The organism is Paracrocinitomix mangrovi (assembly GCF_019740355.2).
GTDB lineage: Bacteria > Bacteroidota > Bacteroidia > Flavobacteriales_D > Crocinitomicaceae > Paracrocinitomix > Paracrocinitomix mangrovi.
Genome location: NZ_CP091819.1, coordinates 1422887 through 1439024 on the forward strand (window position 1 = coordinate 1422887; position 16138 = coordinate 1439024).

At 34.3% G+C, this 16138-nt stretch carries 19 protein-coding genes; 7 read left to right on the plus strand and 12 right to left on the minus strand.

All coding sequences use genetic code 11. The annotated features are described in order from the left end of the window. Positions 1 to 62 precede the first annotated feature (62 nt). On the plus strand, positions 63 to 1037 hold the full coding sequence (locus K6119_RS06295; RefSeq protein WP_221836831.1) for a c-type heme family protein: 975 nt from the start codon (positions 63 to 65) through the stop codon (positions 1035 to 1037). 1 nt (position 1038) lies between these two features. Here the strand turns inward: K6119_RS06295 and K6119_RS06300 are convergent, their stop codons facing one another. Genes K6119_RS06300 through K6119_RS06310 form a run of 3 tightly spaced genes read right to left on the minus strand, consistent with a single transcriptional unit; the run spans position 1039 to position 3635 of the window. Beyond that, positions 1039 to 1635, minus strand: coding sequence for a hypothetical protein (locus K6119_RS06300; protein WP_221836833.1), 597 nt, complete (start codon positions 1633 to 1635; stop codon positions 1039 to 1041). A gap of 4 nt (positions 1636 to 1639) precedes the next feature. After that, a complete protein-coding gene (locus K6119_RS06305; protein ID WP_221836843.1) occupies positions 1640 to 2968 on the minus strand; it encodes a glycosyl hydrolase family 28-related protein in 1329 nt (442 codons plus the stop codon). A 1-nt stretch (position 2969) separates the two neighbouring features. Then, entirely contained in the window at positions 2970 to 3635 is a 666-nt protein-coding gene (locus K6119_RS06310; protein WP_221836846.1) for a DUF2461 domain-containing protein, read from the minus strand. A gap of 95 nt (positions 3636 to 3730) precedes the next feature. Here K6119_RS06310 and K6119_RS06315 point away from each other — a divergent pair, with 95 nt between their 5' ends. The 5 genes from K6119_RS06315 (at position 3731) to K6119_RS06335 (ending at position 6095) form a co-directional block, all read left to right on the plus strand. Beyond that, positions 3731 to 4204 carry a hypothetical protein gene (locus tag K6119_RS06315; RefSeq protein WP_221836849.1) on the plus strand — a complete coding sequence of 158 codons (474 nt, stop codon included), beginning with the start codon at positions 3731 to 3733 and terminating at the stop codon, positions 4202 to 4204. Positions 4205 to 4329: 125 nt separating this feature from the next. Further along, positions 4330 to 4710, plus strand: coding sequence for a DUF1987 domain-containing protein (locus K6119_RS06320; protein WP_221836853.1), 381 nt, complete (start codon positions 4330 to 4332; stop codon positions 4708 to 4710). Further along, entirely contained in the window at positions 4710 to 5123 is a 414-nt protein-coding gene (locus K6119_RS06325; protein WP_221836856.1) for a PaaI family thioesterase, read from the plus strand. The genes K6119_RS06320 and K6119_RS06325 overlap by 1 nt, the downstream gene beginning before the upstream one ends. A gap of 36 nt (positions 5124 to 5159) precedes the next feature. Then, entirely contained in the window at positions 5160 to 5564 is a 405-nt protein-coding gene (locus tag K6119_RS06330) for a DUF7793 family protein (RefSeq protein ID WP_221836859.1), read from the plus strand. A 126-nt stretch (positions 5565 to 5690) separates the two neighbouring features. Next, complete coding sequence (locus K6119_RS06335; protein WP_221836861.1) at positions 5691 to 6095, plus strand: DUF7793 family protein; 405 nt, start codon at positions 5691 to 5693, stop codon at positions 6093 to 6095. Here the strand turns inward: K6119_RS06335 and K6119_RS06340 are convergent. The 6 genes from K6119_RS06340 to K6119_RS06365 form a co-directional block, all read right to left on the minus strand. Continuing rightward, positions 6092 to 6466 carry a ribosomal maturation YjgA family protein gene (locus K6119_RS06340; RefSeq protein WP_221836864.1) on the minus strand — a complete coding sequence of 125 codons (375 nt, stop codon included), beginning with the start codon at positions 6464 to 6466 and terminating at the stop codon, positions 6092 to 6094. The genes K6119_RS06335 and K6119_RS06340 overlap by 4 nt on opposite strands. A 103-nt stretch (positions 6467 to 6569) precedes the next feature. Continuing rightward, complete coding sequence (secA, locus tag K6119_RS06345; RefSeq protein WP_221836867.1) at positions 6570 to 9965, minus strand: preprotein translocase subunit SecA; 3396 nt, start codon at positions 9963 to 9965, stop codon at positions 6570 to 6572. A gap of 267 nt (positions 9966 to 10232) precedes the next feature. Then, positions 10233 to 10454 carry a DUF2795 domain-containing protein gene (locus K6119_RS06350; RefSeq protein WP_221836870.1) on the minus strand — a complete coding sequence of 74 codons (222 nt, stop codon included), beginning with the start codon at positions 10452 to 10454 and terminating at the stop codon, positions 10233 to 10235. Between the two features lie 94 nt (positions 10455 to 10548). Then, positions 10549 to 11097 (minus strand): cob(I)yrinic acid a,c-diamide adenosyltransferase, encoded by a 549-nt coding sequence (locus K6119_RS06355; protein ID WP_221836872.1) that lies wholly within the window; start codon positions 11095 to 11097, stop codon positions 10549 to 10551. 20 nt (positions 11098 to 11117) lie between these two features. Further along, on the minus strand, positions 11118 to 11438 hold the full coding sequence (locus tag K6119_RS06360) for a hypothetical protein (RefSeq protein WP_221836875.1): 321 nt from the start codon (positions 11436 to 11438) through the stop codon (positions 11118 to 11120). A gap of 2 nt (positions 11439 to 11440) precedes the next feature. Then, positions 11441 to 12235 (minus strand): O-methyltransferase, encoded by a 795-nt coding sequence (locus tag K6119_RS06365; RefSeq protein WP_221836878.1) that lies wholly within the window; start codon positions 12233 to 12235, stop codon positions 11441 to 11443. Positions 12236 to 12253: 18 nt separating this feature from the next. Between K6119_RS06365 and K6119_RS06370 the strand changes: the two genes are divergently transcribed. After that, positions 12254 to 13660: a DUF4301 family protein gene (locus K6119_RS06370; RefSeq protein WP_221836887.1), complete on the plus strand. Its 1407-nt coding sequence runs from the start codon at positions 12254 to 12256 to the stop codon at positions 13658 to 13660. Here K6119_RS06370 and K6119_RS19520 read toward each other — a convergent pair. Genes K6119_RS19520 through K6119_RS06380 form a run of 3 tightly spaced genes read right to left on the minus strand, consistent with a single transcriptional unit; the run spans position 13657 to position 16079 of the window. Continuing rightward, entirely contained in the window at positions 13657 to 13788 is a 132-nt protein-coding gene (locus K6119_RS19520; RefSeq protein ID WP_221836892.1) for a FeoB-associated Cys-rich membrane protein, read from the minus strand. The two genes, K6119_RS06370 and K6119_RS19520, sit on opposite strands and share 4 nt — an antisense overlap. Then, positions 13788 to 15863, minus strand: coding sequence for a ferrous iron transport protein B (gene feoB / locus K6119_RS06375; RefSeq protein ID WP_221836894.1), 2076 nt, complete (start codon positions 15861 to 15863; stop codon positions 13788 to 13790). The genes K6119_RS19520 and feoB overlap by 1 nt, the downstream gene beginning before the upstream one ends. After that, on the minus strand, positions 15864 to 16079 hold the full coding sequence (locus K6119_RS06380; RefSeq protein WP_221836897.1) for a FeoA family protein: 216 nt from the start codon (positions 16077 to 16079) through the stop codon (positions 15864 to 15866). It lies immediately after the preceding gene. Positions 16080 to 16138: the final 59 nt, after the last annotated feature.

The window sequence follows — 16138 nt, forward strand, 5'->3', positions numbered from 1 at the left end:
GCGTGACAATTGTCACAAATATTCAGCTTAATTACCCTACTTTTACTTTATAATCTAGAATTATGAAGCGTATTTTGAGTGTAGCAATTTTAGGAACCTCTTTTTTATCCACACTGAATTCATGCAGTGGAAATTATGATGAATACACTGATGATTTATCTGACGGACTAAACAATACAGATGAAATTACTGAAGATTACAATGGTTTTCAATTGATGGAAACTTCTTGCTTTTCATGTCACAGTCCCAATGCAGGAAATGAAGCAATTGCTGCCCCTAATATGGCAAATGTTAAACAGCATTATTTAGACAAATATCCAAATGAAGAAGAATTTGTTGAAGCTATTGTAGCTTTTATTTCTGAACCATCTGAAGAAAAAGCATTAATGTCAGATGCAATAGAAAAGTTTGGAGTTATGCCGAACATGGGATTAAACAAAGCTCAAAACACGGCTGTTGCTCAGTATTTATTTTCTTCAAGTATTCAGGATTCAAATTGGTTTGCTCAATCTTACGAATTAGAAAAAGCTAAAAACCTGGTTAATCCTGAAGATATGAGTTATGTTGATAGAGGATTTCAGTTTGCCATGTCAACAAAATCTATTCTTGGTAAAAATTTGAAAGGTAAGATTAAGGCGGAGGGAACAGATGGCGCACTGGAATTCTGCAATGTTCAGGCATTGCCATTAACAGATTCAATGGCGACTGAATTTGGTGTTAAAATCAAAAGAGTTTCTGACAAAAACAGAAATCCTTTAAATGCAGCAAATGAAGAAGAATTGAAAATCATTGCTTCGTTTAAAGAATTTTTGACAAAAGGTGAAGAAATAATTCCTACCACTATTGAAGGAGATGAATTTGTTACCGGATATTATCCAATTACAACCAATCAAATGTGTTTGCATTGTCATGGTGGCGAAAAAGACATTAAATCAAGTACTGCCGCTTTGATAAAGGAAAAATATCCATCTGACAAAGCAACGGCTTATGGGGTAAATGAATTAAGAGGGATTTGGGTAGTTGAAATGAAAAAGTAAACTAGAATTTACTTATTGGAACCCTTACTTTTTTAATTCCCTGAATACCATTTTTACTATATTCCACAGTTATATAACCAACACCATTTTCAACAATCAATTGCTTTCGATAAGTGTGGTCAAAATCCACATTTAAGATGGATTTAAAGTTCAAGAGGATTTTTTGTTTAAAATCCCCATTCGTTAAATTGAGTTTGTACAAGAAGAATTTATCTTTTTCATAGATACCTTCTTGATTGTGTCCATTGAATAGAAACCACAGATATTTATCTTCTTTAATAAAATCTGATTTTATTCTTGAATGCACTCTCCATAGTTTAGTCCCATCTGTTTGACATAATTCAAATTCAAAATCACAGTGTCCTCCCCTATCATGCTCAGTTCCTTGCCAGGCGATAAAATATTTTCCGGGTAAGTCAAATAAGGCAAAATCAAAAATCATGGCATGCATTCCATATCCACTTACAAAATCACTTTTCCAAGAATATTTACCGATACAATCCAACTGCAGGATACTTGAACCCGAATAGGGAACTTTATTCAAAGAAATAAGACAATCATCTTTTTCTACTATTTCAGCTTTATTTAAAATTTCCACTTTTCTACAAGAAAGTAATATTGGATTTTGTTGTCTTTTTCGGTTTTATCTTACCATTTACGGTATTGTACTGCTCGTAATGTTCACCTTTTACTCTGTATCTACCTCTGGGCCATGTATTGATTTCAATGACATTATTAATCACAAACTGTCCGGGTGATTTTTTATGTACATACAATCCGTATCCCAGCATATTGTTTGAAAAGATCACATTATCAGGTCCATTTCTACCATGTGTATTATCAATTACAATTTGATCACATTGATTCCACTGAATCAAATTAGCGTAGGGATAATTACCATGAAGCACTATATCTCCAGCAGCATCTTCAGGCAATCTTACATTGGTCCATAAAGCATCCTGAATATGATTCATGCTAATTACATTTCCGTTTGCACCTGCTTGCAATAGAATAGCATGTCTTAAGTTCACCAGGAAATTATCACCAATCATACAATTACCACTGGCAAATTGTAAGGTTATACCATAAGCCTTACCTCCATTTCCATGATTGTGAGCCCCTTTAAAAATTGAATGTCCTACAACACAATTTGATGAAAAATCAAATAAAACATGCGAGTAATTGCACAAATGACTGGATACACCTTCTACCCAACAATTGACGGCATATTCAAAGTGAATATTAGAAGTTTGTAGTTGAGTTTCTGTATTATTTACTAATTGCAAATTCTCTATACCTACATTTTCAATGGGATTCATTTCCATCAAGTCTGTATTGTCAAATGATCTGAATGTTCTTCGAATTGGGCTGGTAATAACCTTTTTGTTCTTTATAGCCTTGATTTGAATAATCTGGCCTGTTTTTCCGATTGACCAATCAGATTGAACCAATTTTTGATCTCTATCTATGATGTAATAAAAGAAAGATTCTTTCAACTCTTTTGAGGATTTCACCATGCATGTAGAATCGTATTGATTGATATCTTCCACTAAGGAGGCACCTCCCCTTCCCATTTTCCCTTGAGCTAAAATACAGTCCTGCTCCTTATCTAAATCAAACACCAATTTGGAAGACAATCCCTCTCCACGTAAAACTACATTGGAATGCAGTTTAATTCGTTTTTGAAATTTGTATTCACCTGAAGGAAAGTAGATGATTAAGCCGTTTTGATTATCATTCAAAATAGTTTTAATCAATTCATCATTATTGAGCACATTAGATTGTTTAGCTCTTTCAAATCCAAAATCAACCACCGTAAAATCTGTCGTTGTGGTATCTTGAAGACCAACATTTTTGTAATCAGTAGCAGGTAAATTCTGCCCAATAGACAGCTTAGCGAACAACAGTAAGACAAGCCAGGGCCATCTCATATTACTTCATTGCATTTTTAAAATAGTCCATTACAGCTTTATTAGCCTCATAAGCCTTTACTACATTTTTCATAAAGTCGTCTTTTAATGCTTGCTCCGGTTTCATCTCTGTAAACCAGTAGAACTGTTTATTATAAATGGTGTCGAATTCTGCTCCAACCTCTTTAAATTCTTTAGGAATCACTTTGTTTTTCTCACCTCTGAGTTCTCCAAAAACTGAAGTAAAACTTTTATCTGAAATCAGCTTTTGCAATTTTTTGGGATCTTTATTAATTGTCTCTCTTATATCGTACAATTGTTCCTTATCAGGCATATAAACACCTCCATAAACCCTGCAAAACTCCGGTCCTATTTCAATGTACAAACCTGGAAAAGACTTATCCTTTCTTCCTTTAGGTGAAATGATGGCAGACCTGTTTAATTTATAAGGTGTTTTATCGTTTGAAAATCTGATATCACGGTTGATTCTGAAAATAGCATCTTTGGGAGCGATATCAACGGCTTTATCTCTTTGTTTTACTTCACTTATAAGATCACCAACAAAGACATCAAAAGGTTCTTTAACAGATGTATGATATCTTTTTCTGTTTTCATCAAACCAATCTTTGTGATTGTTAGCTGCTAACTCCTTAAAAAAATCAAAATAGTCTTTTGTAAAATATGCCATGTACTTCAGATTTTAAGACAAATCCACACAATAATTCACTAGATTTGTCGCGCCTATAATGATTTAAAAATAAGTAAAATAAACAGACGAAACTCATGCCTCAAGTAAGTGTTGAAAGTATTGCCAAAGCTTTAAAAAAGGTTGATCAATTAGATGAAGACGGATTAGACAGGTTGATTGAAACCTATACCTTAAAACAAGAAGCGCTTGTAAATTATATTCTAGCTGCAGGATACGAGTATGAAAATGAAGATCTGAATGTTTTTTCTATTTATTATTTCGCTTTAGTGTATGAAGCTTTTTATCAGCAAGGCATCACTTTAAAAACCATCACGGATGAAATGATAGAGGAATTTCAAGATCCTTTTGTGATGGCTTTGGATGAATTAAACAAGAATGAAGACTTTGAACCGCTTCAAGATTTAATCAATCAGCATAATCTACTCAATTTCATGACAGAAGAGATTGAGTCTGAAGATTCTGACGGTATTGTTTTAGACGAGGATACTCAAACTCAACTATTTATCGTTACTACGTCCATGATTGGATTGATGAATGCAGCTACATAACTTAGACTGTAAATTTCACGGGTTTGTCGAAATTTTATCTAATTTCAGATAATTCTATATCCCATTTTGTAACAATTAGTGGTAAATTAGGGTAAAATAGACAAACGAAAAAATAATCGACTACAATGTCAGTAAACATTGAAGCATCAGTAAAAACTCCTTCTATTCACATGGATGAGAGTGCAGGACACATTTCGATCAAGGGAATTTCTATTCCAGAAGATCCCCATGAGTTCTATCATCCCCTGATCAAGGCGATTGAAGATTATCGTGTTTCTCCGGCTGCCAAAACTGCTTTGGATTTGCACCTGGAGTATTTCAATACAAGTTCAACACTTATCATTAGAAATTTGATCAAAGACTTAAGAATGATTAAAGAAAAAACTGATTTAGTTGTGAATTGGTTCTTTGAATCAGATGATGAGGACATGAAAGAAGCCGGAGAAGAATTTAAATTACTTTTCTCGGACATTCAATTTAACATTACTCCCGTAGATACATTCTAATGGCACTTTTGCCCAAAGAGATTATTGACAAAATGATGGCGTCTGACGAAATGAGTCAGTGGCTTGGAATTACCGTCTTAGATTACACAGCCGGAGCAGTTTCATTAAAGATGACTGTTCGCAAAGAAATGACCAATGGCTTTGGTGTAACACATGGCGGAATCACCTATTCATTAGCTGATAGCGCACTAGCATTTTCTTCAAATTCACACGGAATGCGATCTATGTCAATTGAAACTTCAATTTCTCATCTAGCACAAGTAAATGAAGGAGATATTTTAACGGTTAAATCAAGACAACTTTCTTTGAGTCGTAAAATTGGAGTTTATGAAATGGACGTTTACAATCAAGACAACAAGATTGTTGCACATTTTAAAGGAACTGTCTATAGATCAAGTATTGAGTGGAAATAATTTTTTATATTCGATTAAACTCTACTACTTATACTCATGTTTATAGATTCTTTGCAGTCACTTGATACTATAGAATTTAAGAATACCAACTTCTACTTTAGAGAAGATAATATTGTTATCATCCGTATCAAAGACAACTCTCATATTGAGTTAGCGGATACAATAAAAGAAAGGCAGTATCTTCTTCGTGAAAAATCTCATCTGCTCCCAATTAAAGTAATGATTATTTCCGGTTCGAAAGTTAAAATTTCTAAAGAAGCCAAAGATTATGCTAATTCTCCTGAAAGTACTTGCATGATAAAAGCTGAAGCACTTGTTGTCAGAACTTTTGCAGAAAAAATGGCAGCAAATTTTATTTCAAAAATTTACAACGTTCCAATGCCTATTAAAGCATTTACTGCTGAAACAGATGCTTTGAAGTGGCTTATGCAACGTGAATAACTCATTGACAAGTATTCAATCAAGATAACAAGATTGTAGCACATTTTAAAGGAACTGTTTACAGATCTGATAAAGAATGGAATTAAAATTCCTTACTTTCGCCCACTTAAATTTTATTCCCTTTTGATGTTAATAGAAATTGAAGATCTCTGTGGAGAGGTCGTCGAACTGAACAAATCTATATATGAATTTAAGCAAGGTGGTATTGTAAAAATCAACATTAAGGAAGACGCTCATGTTGAAATTGAAGACGCCATGGAAGAATTTAGGCTTTTGTTGTCAAAGCCAGAATATCTGCCAGCCAAAGCTTTAATTGTTCCTGGAGACAATGCCTCTGTTTCTAAAGAAACACGCGACTTTGCCAATAGTCCACAGGGGAAAAGTGTGATTAAGTGTCAGGCTATTGTCGTTCATTCACTACCACACAAAATAATGGCCAATTTTATCAGACGTTTTTACAAAACTCCTGTAAAAATTAAAATTTTTGATAACGAAAAAAATGCTGTAGAATGGTTGAGTGCGCAGGATTAAGACCTTGAAGTTATTCTCTTAAATTCTGCGTAAAGGATAATCTTAAAACTAATCACGTAAGCCAGTAAATCCAACCAATCAAAAGTACTGCCAATGATCACGGCTGCAAACTTATTGCCTGACAAACCTAATCGGTCTGCTAATGAAAAATATTGCATAATCTCAACGGATACCGCAAAAACTAAAACGGCTATAGCAGTTTGAGCAGGAGGTACTTTCAAAAAGGTTTTTAAAAATGCATATAATAAAATAACCACCAATACATCTCCTAAAAATGGACGCACAAATTGGTCATGTACATATAACGCAATTAGGATTTCAATAATCAAAATTATTGAGAACAATAATCCGTATTTGTAATTGAAAGTCATGCAGTTAAAAAGAAATTACGTTTTGAATTTATCAATTAAAGTATAGAGTACAAAAAAAATGCTCGTTGTTTAACGAGCATTTTAATATAATTGATTTAATCTTTTAAGCTTCTTGTTTTACAATCATCCATTGTCCGGATTTAAGTAATGGTTCAGCTTGTTTAAACTTTACAACTCTGGTTTCACCTGTTTGCATATTTCGGATTTCAACTTTATCGTTTCTTCCAATTTTAGGTGCTGTTGTAATCGGTTGTTTCTTAGGTGGACGATTTTGATGATTACCTGAATTAGCCATTGCTTCTTCATATCCTTCACTTCCTTGAAACTCTTCTGTTTCATGATGTTCAGATGCATTTTGATAAGCACTTTGGCCAAACTCATTTCCAACCGCCTTTTGTTGCACAGGTTGAGCTTGATTAGGCAACATCCCTTTGCTCAAAAATCCAACTACCTCCTTACTCATCTTACCAAGCATATCTCTGAACAAATCATAAGATTCCTTTTTGTAGATTACCAATGGATCTTTTTGCTCAATAGATGCGTGTTGAACAGCTGTTCTCAAGTCATCCATTTTTCTCAAATGCTCTTTCCACTCATTGTCTATAAATCCTAAGGTGATTACTTTCTCAATCTGCTTTTTAAGCATCTTACCTTCTGATTTATAAGCTTTCTCTAAGTCAATTACACAATTAATTGACTTTTCACCATCTGTGATAGGGAAAGCGATTTGCTTGTACTCAGATTCGTTATTATGCACTTGCTCAATAACAGGTTTTGCCAATTTAATTAACTGTTCAGATTTCTCATTGTAAGCGGCAATTGCAGCATCATACACAGTATCCATCAGTACATTTGGGTTTCCACTTTCAAACTCTTCTCTTGAAACAGGAGACTCAATTCTCAAGTACTGCACCAAATCAATCTCAAATGATTCAAAATCTTTTGCAGGATAGTGATCGTTTATAATTTCTTCTACTACATCATAGAACATGTTAGAAACATCCAATTCTAATCTATCGCCAAATAATGCATTTCTTCTTTTCTTGTAGATAGCATTACGTTGCGCATTCATTACGTCATCATACTCTAACAATCTCTTACGAACACCAAAAGCATTTTCTTCTACTTTCTTTTGTGCTCTTTCAATTGATTTAGTAATCATTGAATGTTGGATCACCTCTCCTTCTTTATATCCCATTCGGTCCATTATCTTAGCAATACGCTCTGAACCAAATTTTCTCATCAAATCATCTTCCAAAGACACAAAGAATTGAGAAGATCCCGGATCTCCCTGACGACCGGCACGACCTCTTAACTGTCTATCTACACGTCTTGAATCGTGACGCTCAGTACCTATGATCGCTAAACCTCCGGCATCAATAACTTCTTTGGATAATTTAATATCTGTACCACGACCTGCCATATTGGTAGCAATGGTTACTTTTCCTGCTTGTCCTGCCTCTGCAACAATCTCAGACTCTTTTTGATGTTGTTTCGCGTTCAATACATTATGAGGAATTCCTCTCATGCGCAACATTTTACTCAACAACTCAGAAATCTCTACTGTAGTTGTACCTACCAAAACAGGTCTTCCGGCATCAACCAACTTGTTCACCTCTTCAATAACAGCATTGAATTTTTCTCTTTGCGTTTTGAAAACCAAATCTTGCTCATCTTTACGCGAAATTGGTTTGTTAGTAGGGATTACAACAACATCTAATTTGTAGATATCCCACATCTCTTGTGCTTCAGTTTCTGCTGTACCCGTCATCCCTGACAATTTATGGTACATTCTAAAGAAGTTTTGAAGCGTTACTGTTGCATATGTTTGTGTAGCAGCCTCAACCGTTACATTTTCTTTTGCTTCAATCGCCTGGTGTAAACCGTCAGAATATCTTCTTCCGTCCATGATACGACCGGTTTGCTCATCAACGATTTTAACCTTTCCTTCCATCAATACATATTCTACCTCTTTTTCAAAAAGTGTATATGCTTTTAACAATTGGTTCATTGAATGAATTCTTTCAGATTTGATTTTATAATCTGATACTAATTCATCCTTTTTCTTCAACATGTCTTTACGATCGATACCCGATTTTTCAATATCGTTCATCTCAGTCGCAATGTCAGGAAGGATATAGTAGTTTGCATCTTCACCTTCAGCCAACAAATCAATCCCTTTTTCAGTTAAATCAATTTGATTGTGCTTTTCATTGATAACGAAAAATAACTCCTTATCAATTTTAGGCATTTCTCTTTCTCTATCTTGTAAATAGTAATTCTCAGTTTTTTGTAATTGAGCTCTGATTCCCGGCTCAGATAAAAATTTGATAAGCGCTTTGTTTTTTGGCAAACCTCTATAACATCTCAACAAGGCATCTGAACCTTCCTGTAGCGTTTCTTTATCTATATCACCGCTCTCTAATCCTGCCAATTTCTTTTTAGCGGTAATTAGTAGATCATTGATTAATTTTCTTTGAGCACTTACTACTTTCTCAATCTTAGGTTTTAGTTCATTAAACTCATGCTTATCTCCTCCGGCTGTAGGCCCTGAAATAATCAAAGGTGTACGCGCGTCATCAATCAATACCGAATCCACCTCATCTATAATAGCAAAGTGATGTTTATGTTGTACAATCTGCTCAGGATCAGAAGACATGTTATCTCTCAAATAATCAAAACCAAACTCATTATTAGTGCCGAATGTAATATTTGCACGGTAAGCCGCTTTTCTTCCAGGACTGTTTGGCGAATGTTTATCGATACAATCCACCGTTAAGCCATGAAACTGGTACAAAGGTCCCATCCATTCAGAGTCACGTTTTGCCAGGTAATCATTCACTGTTACCACATGAACTCCTTTACCAGAAAGAGCATTAAGGTAAACAGGTAATGTAGCTACCAATGTTTTACCTTCACCCGTTTGCATTTCCGCAATATTTCCTTTGTGCAACACTGTACCACCATATAACTGTACGTCATAGTGAACCATGTTCCAGGTAATTTCTGCACCCGCAGCATTCCATGAATTAGCATATGTTGCCTGATCACCATTTATTGTTACAAAGTCTTTTTGAGCGGCTAATTCTTTATCATATTCTGAAGCAGTTACAGTAATTTCAGTATTGTTTGCAAATCTGAAAGCTGTTTCTTTAACAACAGCAAAAGCCTCAGGAAGGATGTTTTCTAATACTTTCTCAATTTCAACATCTACTTCTTTTTTAAGTTTATCAACTTTAGTGTAGATATCTTCTTTTTCTTGAAAATCCATTTGCGGATTATCTTCTACTTTTTGAGTCAGTGAAGTGATTTCATCTTCTAAAGCTTGAGTTGCTTTTTTTATTTGATCCTGAAACCAAATTGTCTTACCTCTCAGCTCATCATTAGATAACGATTTAATACTTGCTTCGTGAGATTTTACCAGATCTACATAAGGTTGAAATATCTTATCGTCTTTCTTTGATTTACTTCCTACTACTTTCTTGAATATGTTTAACATCTTTTCCTTGTAAAAAATGGATTTGTAAAAATAATGGGTTTGTTTTGGTAATCGCCCAATTGTGAACAAAAAATGACAGAAATTATACCATTTAGCATAAACCCGACAAATTGTCGCATTAAAACATAGAGACGTATAAGCTTTTTGAATATTGGGAAAAAAGGAAAAAAAAGACTGCCATAATTGGTAAAAAGCGGCAGAAATAGACAAAAACAAAAAATCCCACCGATAATACGGGTGGGATTTTTATTCGATTTTTGTTAATCTTTAATACTCATCCTCATTGAAGAAAAAATCTTCTTTTGTAGGATAATCCGGCCAAATCTCCTCAATACTTTCGTAAATCTCTCCTTCGTCCTCGATCTCCTGCAAATTTTCCACCACTTCTAATGGCGCTCCAGTACGCATGGCATAGTCGATCAACTCGTCCTTAGCTGCCGGCCATGGAGCATCTTCAAGATATGAAGCCAATTCCAACGTCCAATACATAGTTTATCGTTTTACTTTTCCGCAAAAGAATATTTTTTTATCTATAAATACAAGTTTTTTGCAAAAAAAATGCACACAATTCTTTAAAAAACCTCTATTTATTGGGTTTCCAAGGGATTTCTTCTGCCTTTAACTTCATTGTTAAATATCTGCTATAGACAAATAAATAGTCACTCAATCGGTTAAGAAAGGCTAAAATGATAGGATTTTGCGGCTGATTTTCATTCAATTCTACCACTAACCTTTCTGCTCTTCTACAAACACAACGCGCGATATGGCAAAAAGATACATTTTGATGACCTCCCGGTAAAACAAAGAATTTCATTGGCTCCAACTCTTCATCCATTTTGTCAATTGATTTTTCCAATCTTTCAATATCCGACTCGTGAAGCTCAGGCAATGACATTTTTGATTTTTCAGGATCTGATGCCAACCATGAACCCAAAGTAAATAAACGGTCCTGAATAAAAATAATCTCTTCTTTAAACTGTTCGTTCACTGTTGTATCTCTTAATAAGCCCATGTATGAATTCAACTCATCAACAGTACCGTAGGCGTCTATCCTCAAAGCATACTTGGGCACTCTGGTTCCTCCAATTAATCCTGTTTTTCCTTGATCACCTTTCTTTGTATATATCTTCATAGTACTATAATCTGCTTTTATTAATCTCCAAATTTACTCAATACTAAAACTGCCCAATAAACCAGGATTGCAGTAATCGCCAGTAAACTAACCAACCATACTAAAATACCAATTCGGTTCCACTTTATCATTTTCAATTGATTAGATCTGGAATAACTTTCATTATCAATATTCTCAATTACTTTTTGCTTTTTTGGTAAAAGATCTATTACTGTTTTAAAAGGATAGTATGTAGTGGATTTAGGTGGATTTTTAATCTTCGCAAAATAATTGTTGACATATCTAAAAACGATTTGTCCAAGTATATTCAATACCAGCAGTATCCAAAACAATATTTTCATCACTAATACTTTAAAACAAAATGTTGCTTTACCTGCTCTTTTCTCTTTAGTACAATACCCATCCTAAAAAACTCCATGCTTACATTAATTCTATCATCAACACAGATTTCATCCCATGCTTTTCGCATTTCTTCGCTCCAATTAATATCATCAAATACAATAAAAGTATTGTTGTGCGCTTTTTCTAATATCATGTTGAAATAATCCAATGTAGCTTGATATCTGTGGTTACCATCAATATATACAAGATCCAATTCCTCTATTTCATTCAATAAACTAGGTAAAATAGCAGCAAAATCTCCTTGTTTTTGAACTACATTATTCATTTTACTCAAATGTGAAGCTGCCTTTTGAGCAATATTCGGACATCCTTCAATGGAATAAACTTTTTGAGCGTTTTGGGCCAAATAAGCTGTGCCAATTCCTAAAGATGTTCCTAGTTCAATACAGTTTTTTAATTTGTAATAGGCAATAATTCTGCTCAACAGCTTTCCATATTTAGGTTCTATGGATTGAATTTTTGCTATTTCTGCAAGTTTTCTTTTATTGCTTTTAGACACCCTTGAACCGGCACCTAAGTCCGTAACTTCAATTACCTCTTTTGAAGATCTAAAGGATTGATAAACCTTTTGTATTTCTTTGTCTTCAACAAACTTGGCCTTTTTAATTACTTGATTATAAAACTCAAATACAAATGGCGAATGAATTCCATGTGCATTAACGGCTTTGGTTTTATATTTAAAATAGGCTTTAATCAATTCCTTTCTCTGCCAAAAACTTATAATTTTGACCTCCACGAACGAAATTAACTCATTTTGGAAGAGCAGATAAATTCAGCACGAAAAAAAATTGAACAAGGCAATCCAAAAATCAACCTTGTTGAAGCTTGTACTTTAAACAATGGTATAATATCTATCAATGATCAGGAGATAGCTGAAGTCACTGCACTTTTTGAATCCAAAATGGCGGATTTAGACATTTGCTTTTTTGTTCCTGCCAGTGGTTCAGGTTCCAGAATGTTTAAGGATTTATATGGATTTTTAATTAAACCAAAGCAGTTAGATTTTGCAAATGCTGCAAACAAATTAAGAGATCATTTAAATCAGTTCGCTTTTTTCGATTTACTAAAAAATCAATTCAATTCTGAATTAGATCAACATACAAAAGACGAAGAAATTATTTCATTTTTATTGACAGATAAGGGGCTAAATGTTGGTGCTTTACCAAAAGGTTTGATTCCTTTTCACAAATATGAAGAATTCATCACCAATCCTTTTCAAGAGCATTTATTACAAGGAAAAGATATTGTTAATGAGTTAGCCAAATTTCATTTTACCATTAACAAAGAATTTGAAGATCAGATTGAGAAGGATATTAAGGCGATTAAATCATTACAGTCTATTGATAACAGCTTTGAATTTTCTGAGCAGGACCCTGATACCAATGCAATAGCTTTCACCATAGATTTATCTGTTGCCAAAGATGAAAAAGGTAATATTATCAGAAGACCTGCAGGACATGGAACATTGATTAACAACCTCAACAAGATTGATGCTGATTTAATTCTGATAAGAAATATAGATAACATCCAACACAAAAGTAGAAGCGGACAATCTGTTCAAACTAGAAAATGGCTTAGTGGGGCATTACTTGATTTTCAAAGTAAAGTTCATGAGATTTTGAAACTGATAGAAACCAATGGGGATTTTCAAAACCAAATAGCACATTTAAATTTGAAATATGATTTGCGCTTAGTTAATGAAATACTGGAAGATCCTACCAAAGCATTTGCTGCTTTAAACAGGCCAATACGGGTTTGTGGGATGGTAAAAAACGAGGGAGCTCCCGGTGGAGGACCTTTTTGGGTGAAAACTGCCAGTGGTATTAATAGACAAATAATCGAGAAATCTCAGATTTCTGATGATGCTGAACAAATCAAATTAATGGAGGATGCTACTCATTTTAATCCTGTTGAATTGGTTTGTGCGACTAAAGATTACAAAGGACAAAAATTTGATTTGCTGAAATTTGTTGATGAATCTCAGTACTTTATTGTTCAGAAATCTCAAGAAGGAATGGACATTCAATACATTGAACAACCGGGATTATGGAATGGTGCAATGGCTGAATGGCTGACCTTGTTTTATGAGATAAAAAGCGAATGTTTTAGTCCGGTTAAAACCGTTTTTGATCTGCTAGACGATCCTCACCAGCCAGCTTAGTGACAACCACAATTACTGTTGCAGGCAGTATTCTTGTTTTTTTTAATTCGAGACTTATACAATCTGTATCCCAAATAGACAATGGATAAAGCAAATAAGCTGTATACTATGAAGTGTTGGATATCCATTATTTAAGTAGTTGATATGCTATTAAAGCCGAAAAATAAGCCAACAATCCCATATATAAAAATTGAATTGCGGTCCATTTAAACGACTTGGTTTCTTTATATGTGACGGCTACCGTACTTAAACATTGCAAAGCAAAAGCATAAAACAGCAAAAGTGAAATACATGTAGCCAAGGTAAATACGGCAGAGCCATCTTTATTTTTTTGACTTCTTAATCTATCTCTTATAGACATTGTTTCTTCTGAATCAATAGCATAAATAGTTGAGATTGTCCCTACAAACACTTCTCTTGCTGCTAATGAAGAAATGATAGCAATACCTATTTTCCAATCATATCCTAATGGTTCAATAGCAGGTTCTATTGCCTGTCCCATTTGACCCAAGTAAGAATGTTGCAATTGAAAAGAAGCTACATATTGCTCTTGTTCTTCAACTGTCATCCCAACACCTTGCATTGGAACATACTCTTCTGCTTTTTGAAACTTCTCTCCTCCATTTGTAGCCAATACAAACAAAACCACACTGGCCGCCAAAATGATCTTTCCTGCATCCCACAAAAAGGATTTGACATTGGTCCAAACAGAAATAAATACTGTTCTTACTGAAGGAAAAAGATACTCCGGTAAATCAATCACCAAAACACTTTTATAATCTGACTTCAAAATGAATTTTAGCACAAATGCCACAACCAGCGTCATTATTATTCCTAAAAAATACATGGCCATTAATGCCAGACCTTGTGCATGAAAGATTCCAATAAACAGATCATCCGGAATGATGAGTGCAATAATGATGACGTAAACCGGAATACGGGCAGAACACGTCATTAAAGGAGTAATCAAAATCGTGATTAAACGTTCTTTTTTATTTTCAATAGTTCTGGCTGACATAATTGCAGGAACAGCACAAGCCATCCCAGAAATCATAGGAACGACACTTTTTCCGCTCATCCCAAATTTCTGCATTAATCGATCCATTAAAAAGACGATTCTTTGCATATATCCAGATTCCTCCAACAAGGCAAAAAGAAAAAACAATATGGCAATTTGCGGCACAAAAATCACAACGCCACCAATCCCAGGAATTACGCCTTTTGAAAATAGATCAGAGAGATATCCTTCTGGCAAAACACGTACAAAAAAGTCAGATAAATTGGCAAATGATTCATCAATCCACTCCATTGGAATAGCTGCCAGTAAAAAGATAGCTTGAAAAATACTAAAGAGAATGGTTGCAAAAATTACGTATCCCCAAAAAGGATGGACCAAAATTCTATCTGCTCTTGAGGTAAAATCTTTGGCCTTTGTTTTATCTATTGTGACAGCTTTATTGACAACATCAGCCAGGAATTTATACCTTAAAATGGCTTCTTTCTTTTTCCATTGACCAGTTTTTACATCATTTTTTTCAATGAATTGTAAAGTGTTCTCATCTTCAGAAAAATGAGCATTGGTTATCTTTAAGAAAGCATGGTACTTATCTTCTACCTCATTATTTTTCATAAAGGCAGACAATAACTCATCTGTTTCTTCATCCAAATAATGTTGTGGTCGCGCTTCAATTACACAAGGATTACTTAGTTGCTCTTTTAGCGTAGTTAAGCCGTCTTCAGATTTAGCATCAATTGCTACTACCGGAATACCCAATGATTTGCTCAATTCATCAACATCAATAAAAATGCCTTTTTTCTCAGCATTTTTAATCATGTTCACGGCTAATACAATTGGCTTATTCAAGTCTCGGACTTGATCAACCAGGTACAAGCTTCTCTTTAAATTAAGGGCTGAAGCCATTACCAAAAGGCAATCCGGAAACTCTTCTTTTACAGTATTTGCAAGGTATTCAACTACCAACTCCTCATCCTTGGATGAAGGAAATAAACTGTTAACTCCCGGCAGGTCTATAATTTCAAACTTGTAATCTTTATGATAAGCATAGCCAGTTTTCTTATCAACCGTCACTCCCGGATAATTACCCGTTTTTTGCCTTAAACCACACAATGCGTTAAACAATGTAGTTTTCCCAAGATTAGGATTTCCTATGAGGGCAACTCTTTTATTTATGAGATCTTTCAACTATTCGAGGAGTATGAAATCTGCTTCTGTTCTTCTTAATGCAATTAAATTATCATCTACCTGAACATAAATAGGTCCATTGAAAGGAGCCTTAGAAATAACAGTAATCGTTGCTCCAGGTATAATACCGAATTCAAGGAGTTTAACAGCTATTTCACTGTCTTCAACCTTTTTAATGATTCCTGCAGATTCTTTTTTAAGGTCTGATAATTTCATGCAGGCGCAAAGATAACAAGAGTGTTATTATTTAGAATAAATCCAGATTAGAATACCAT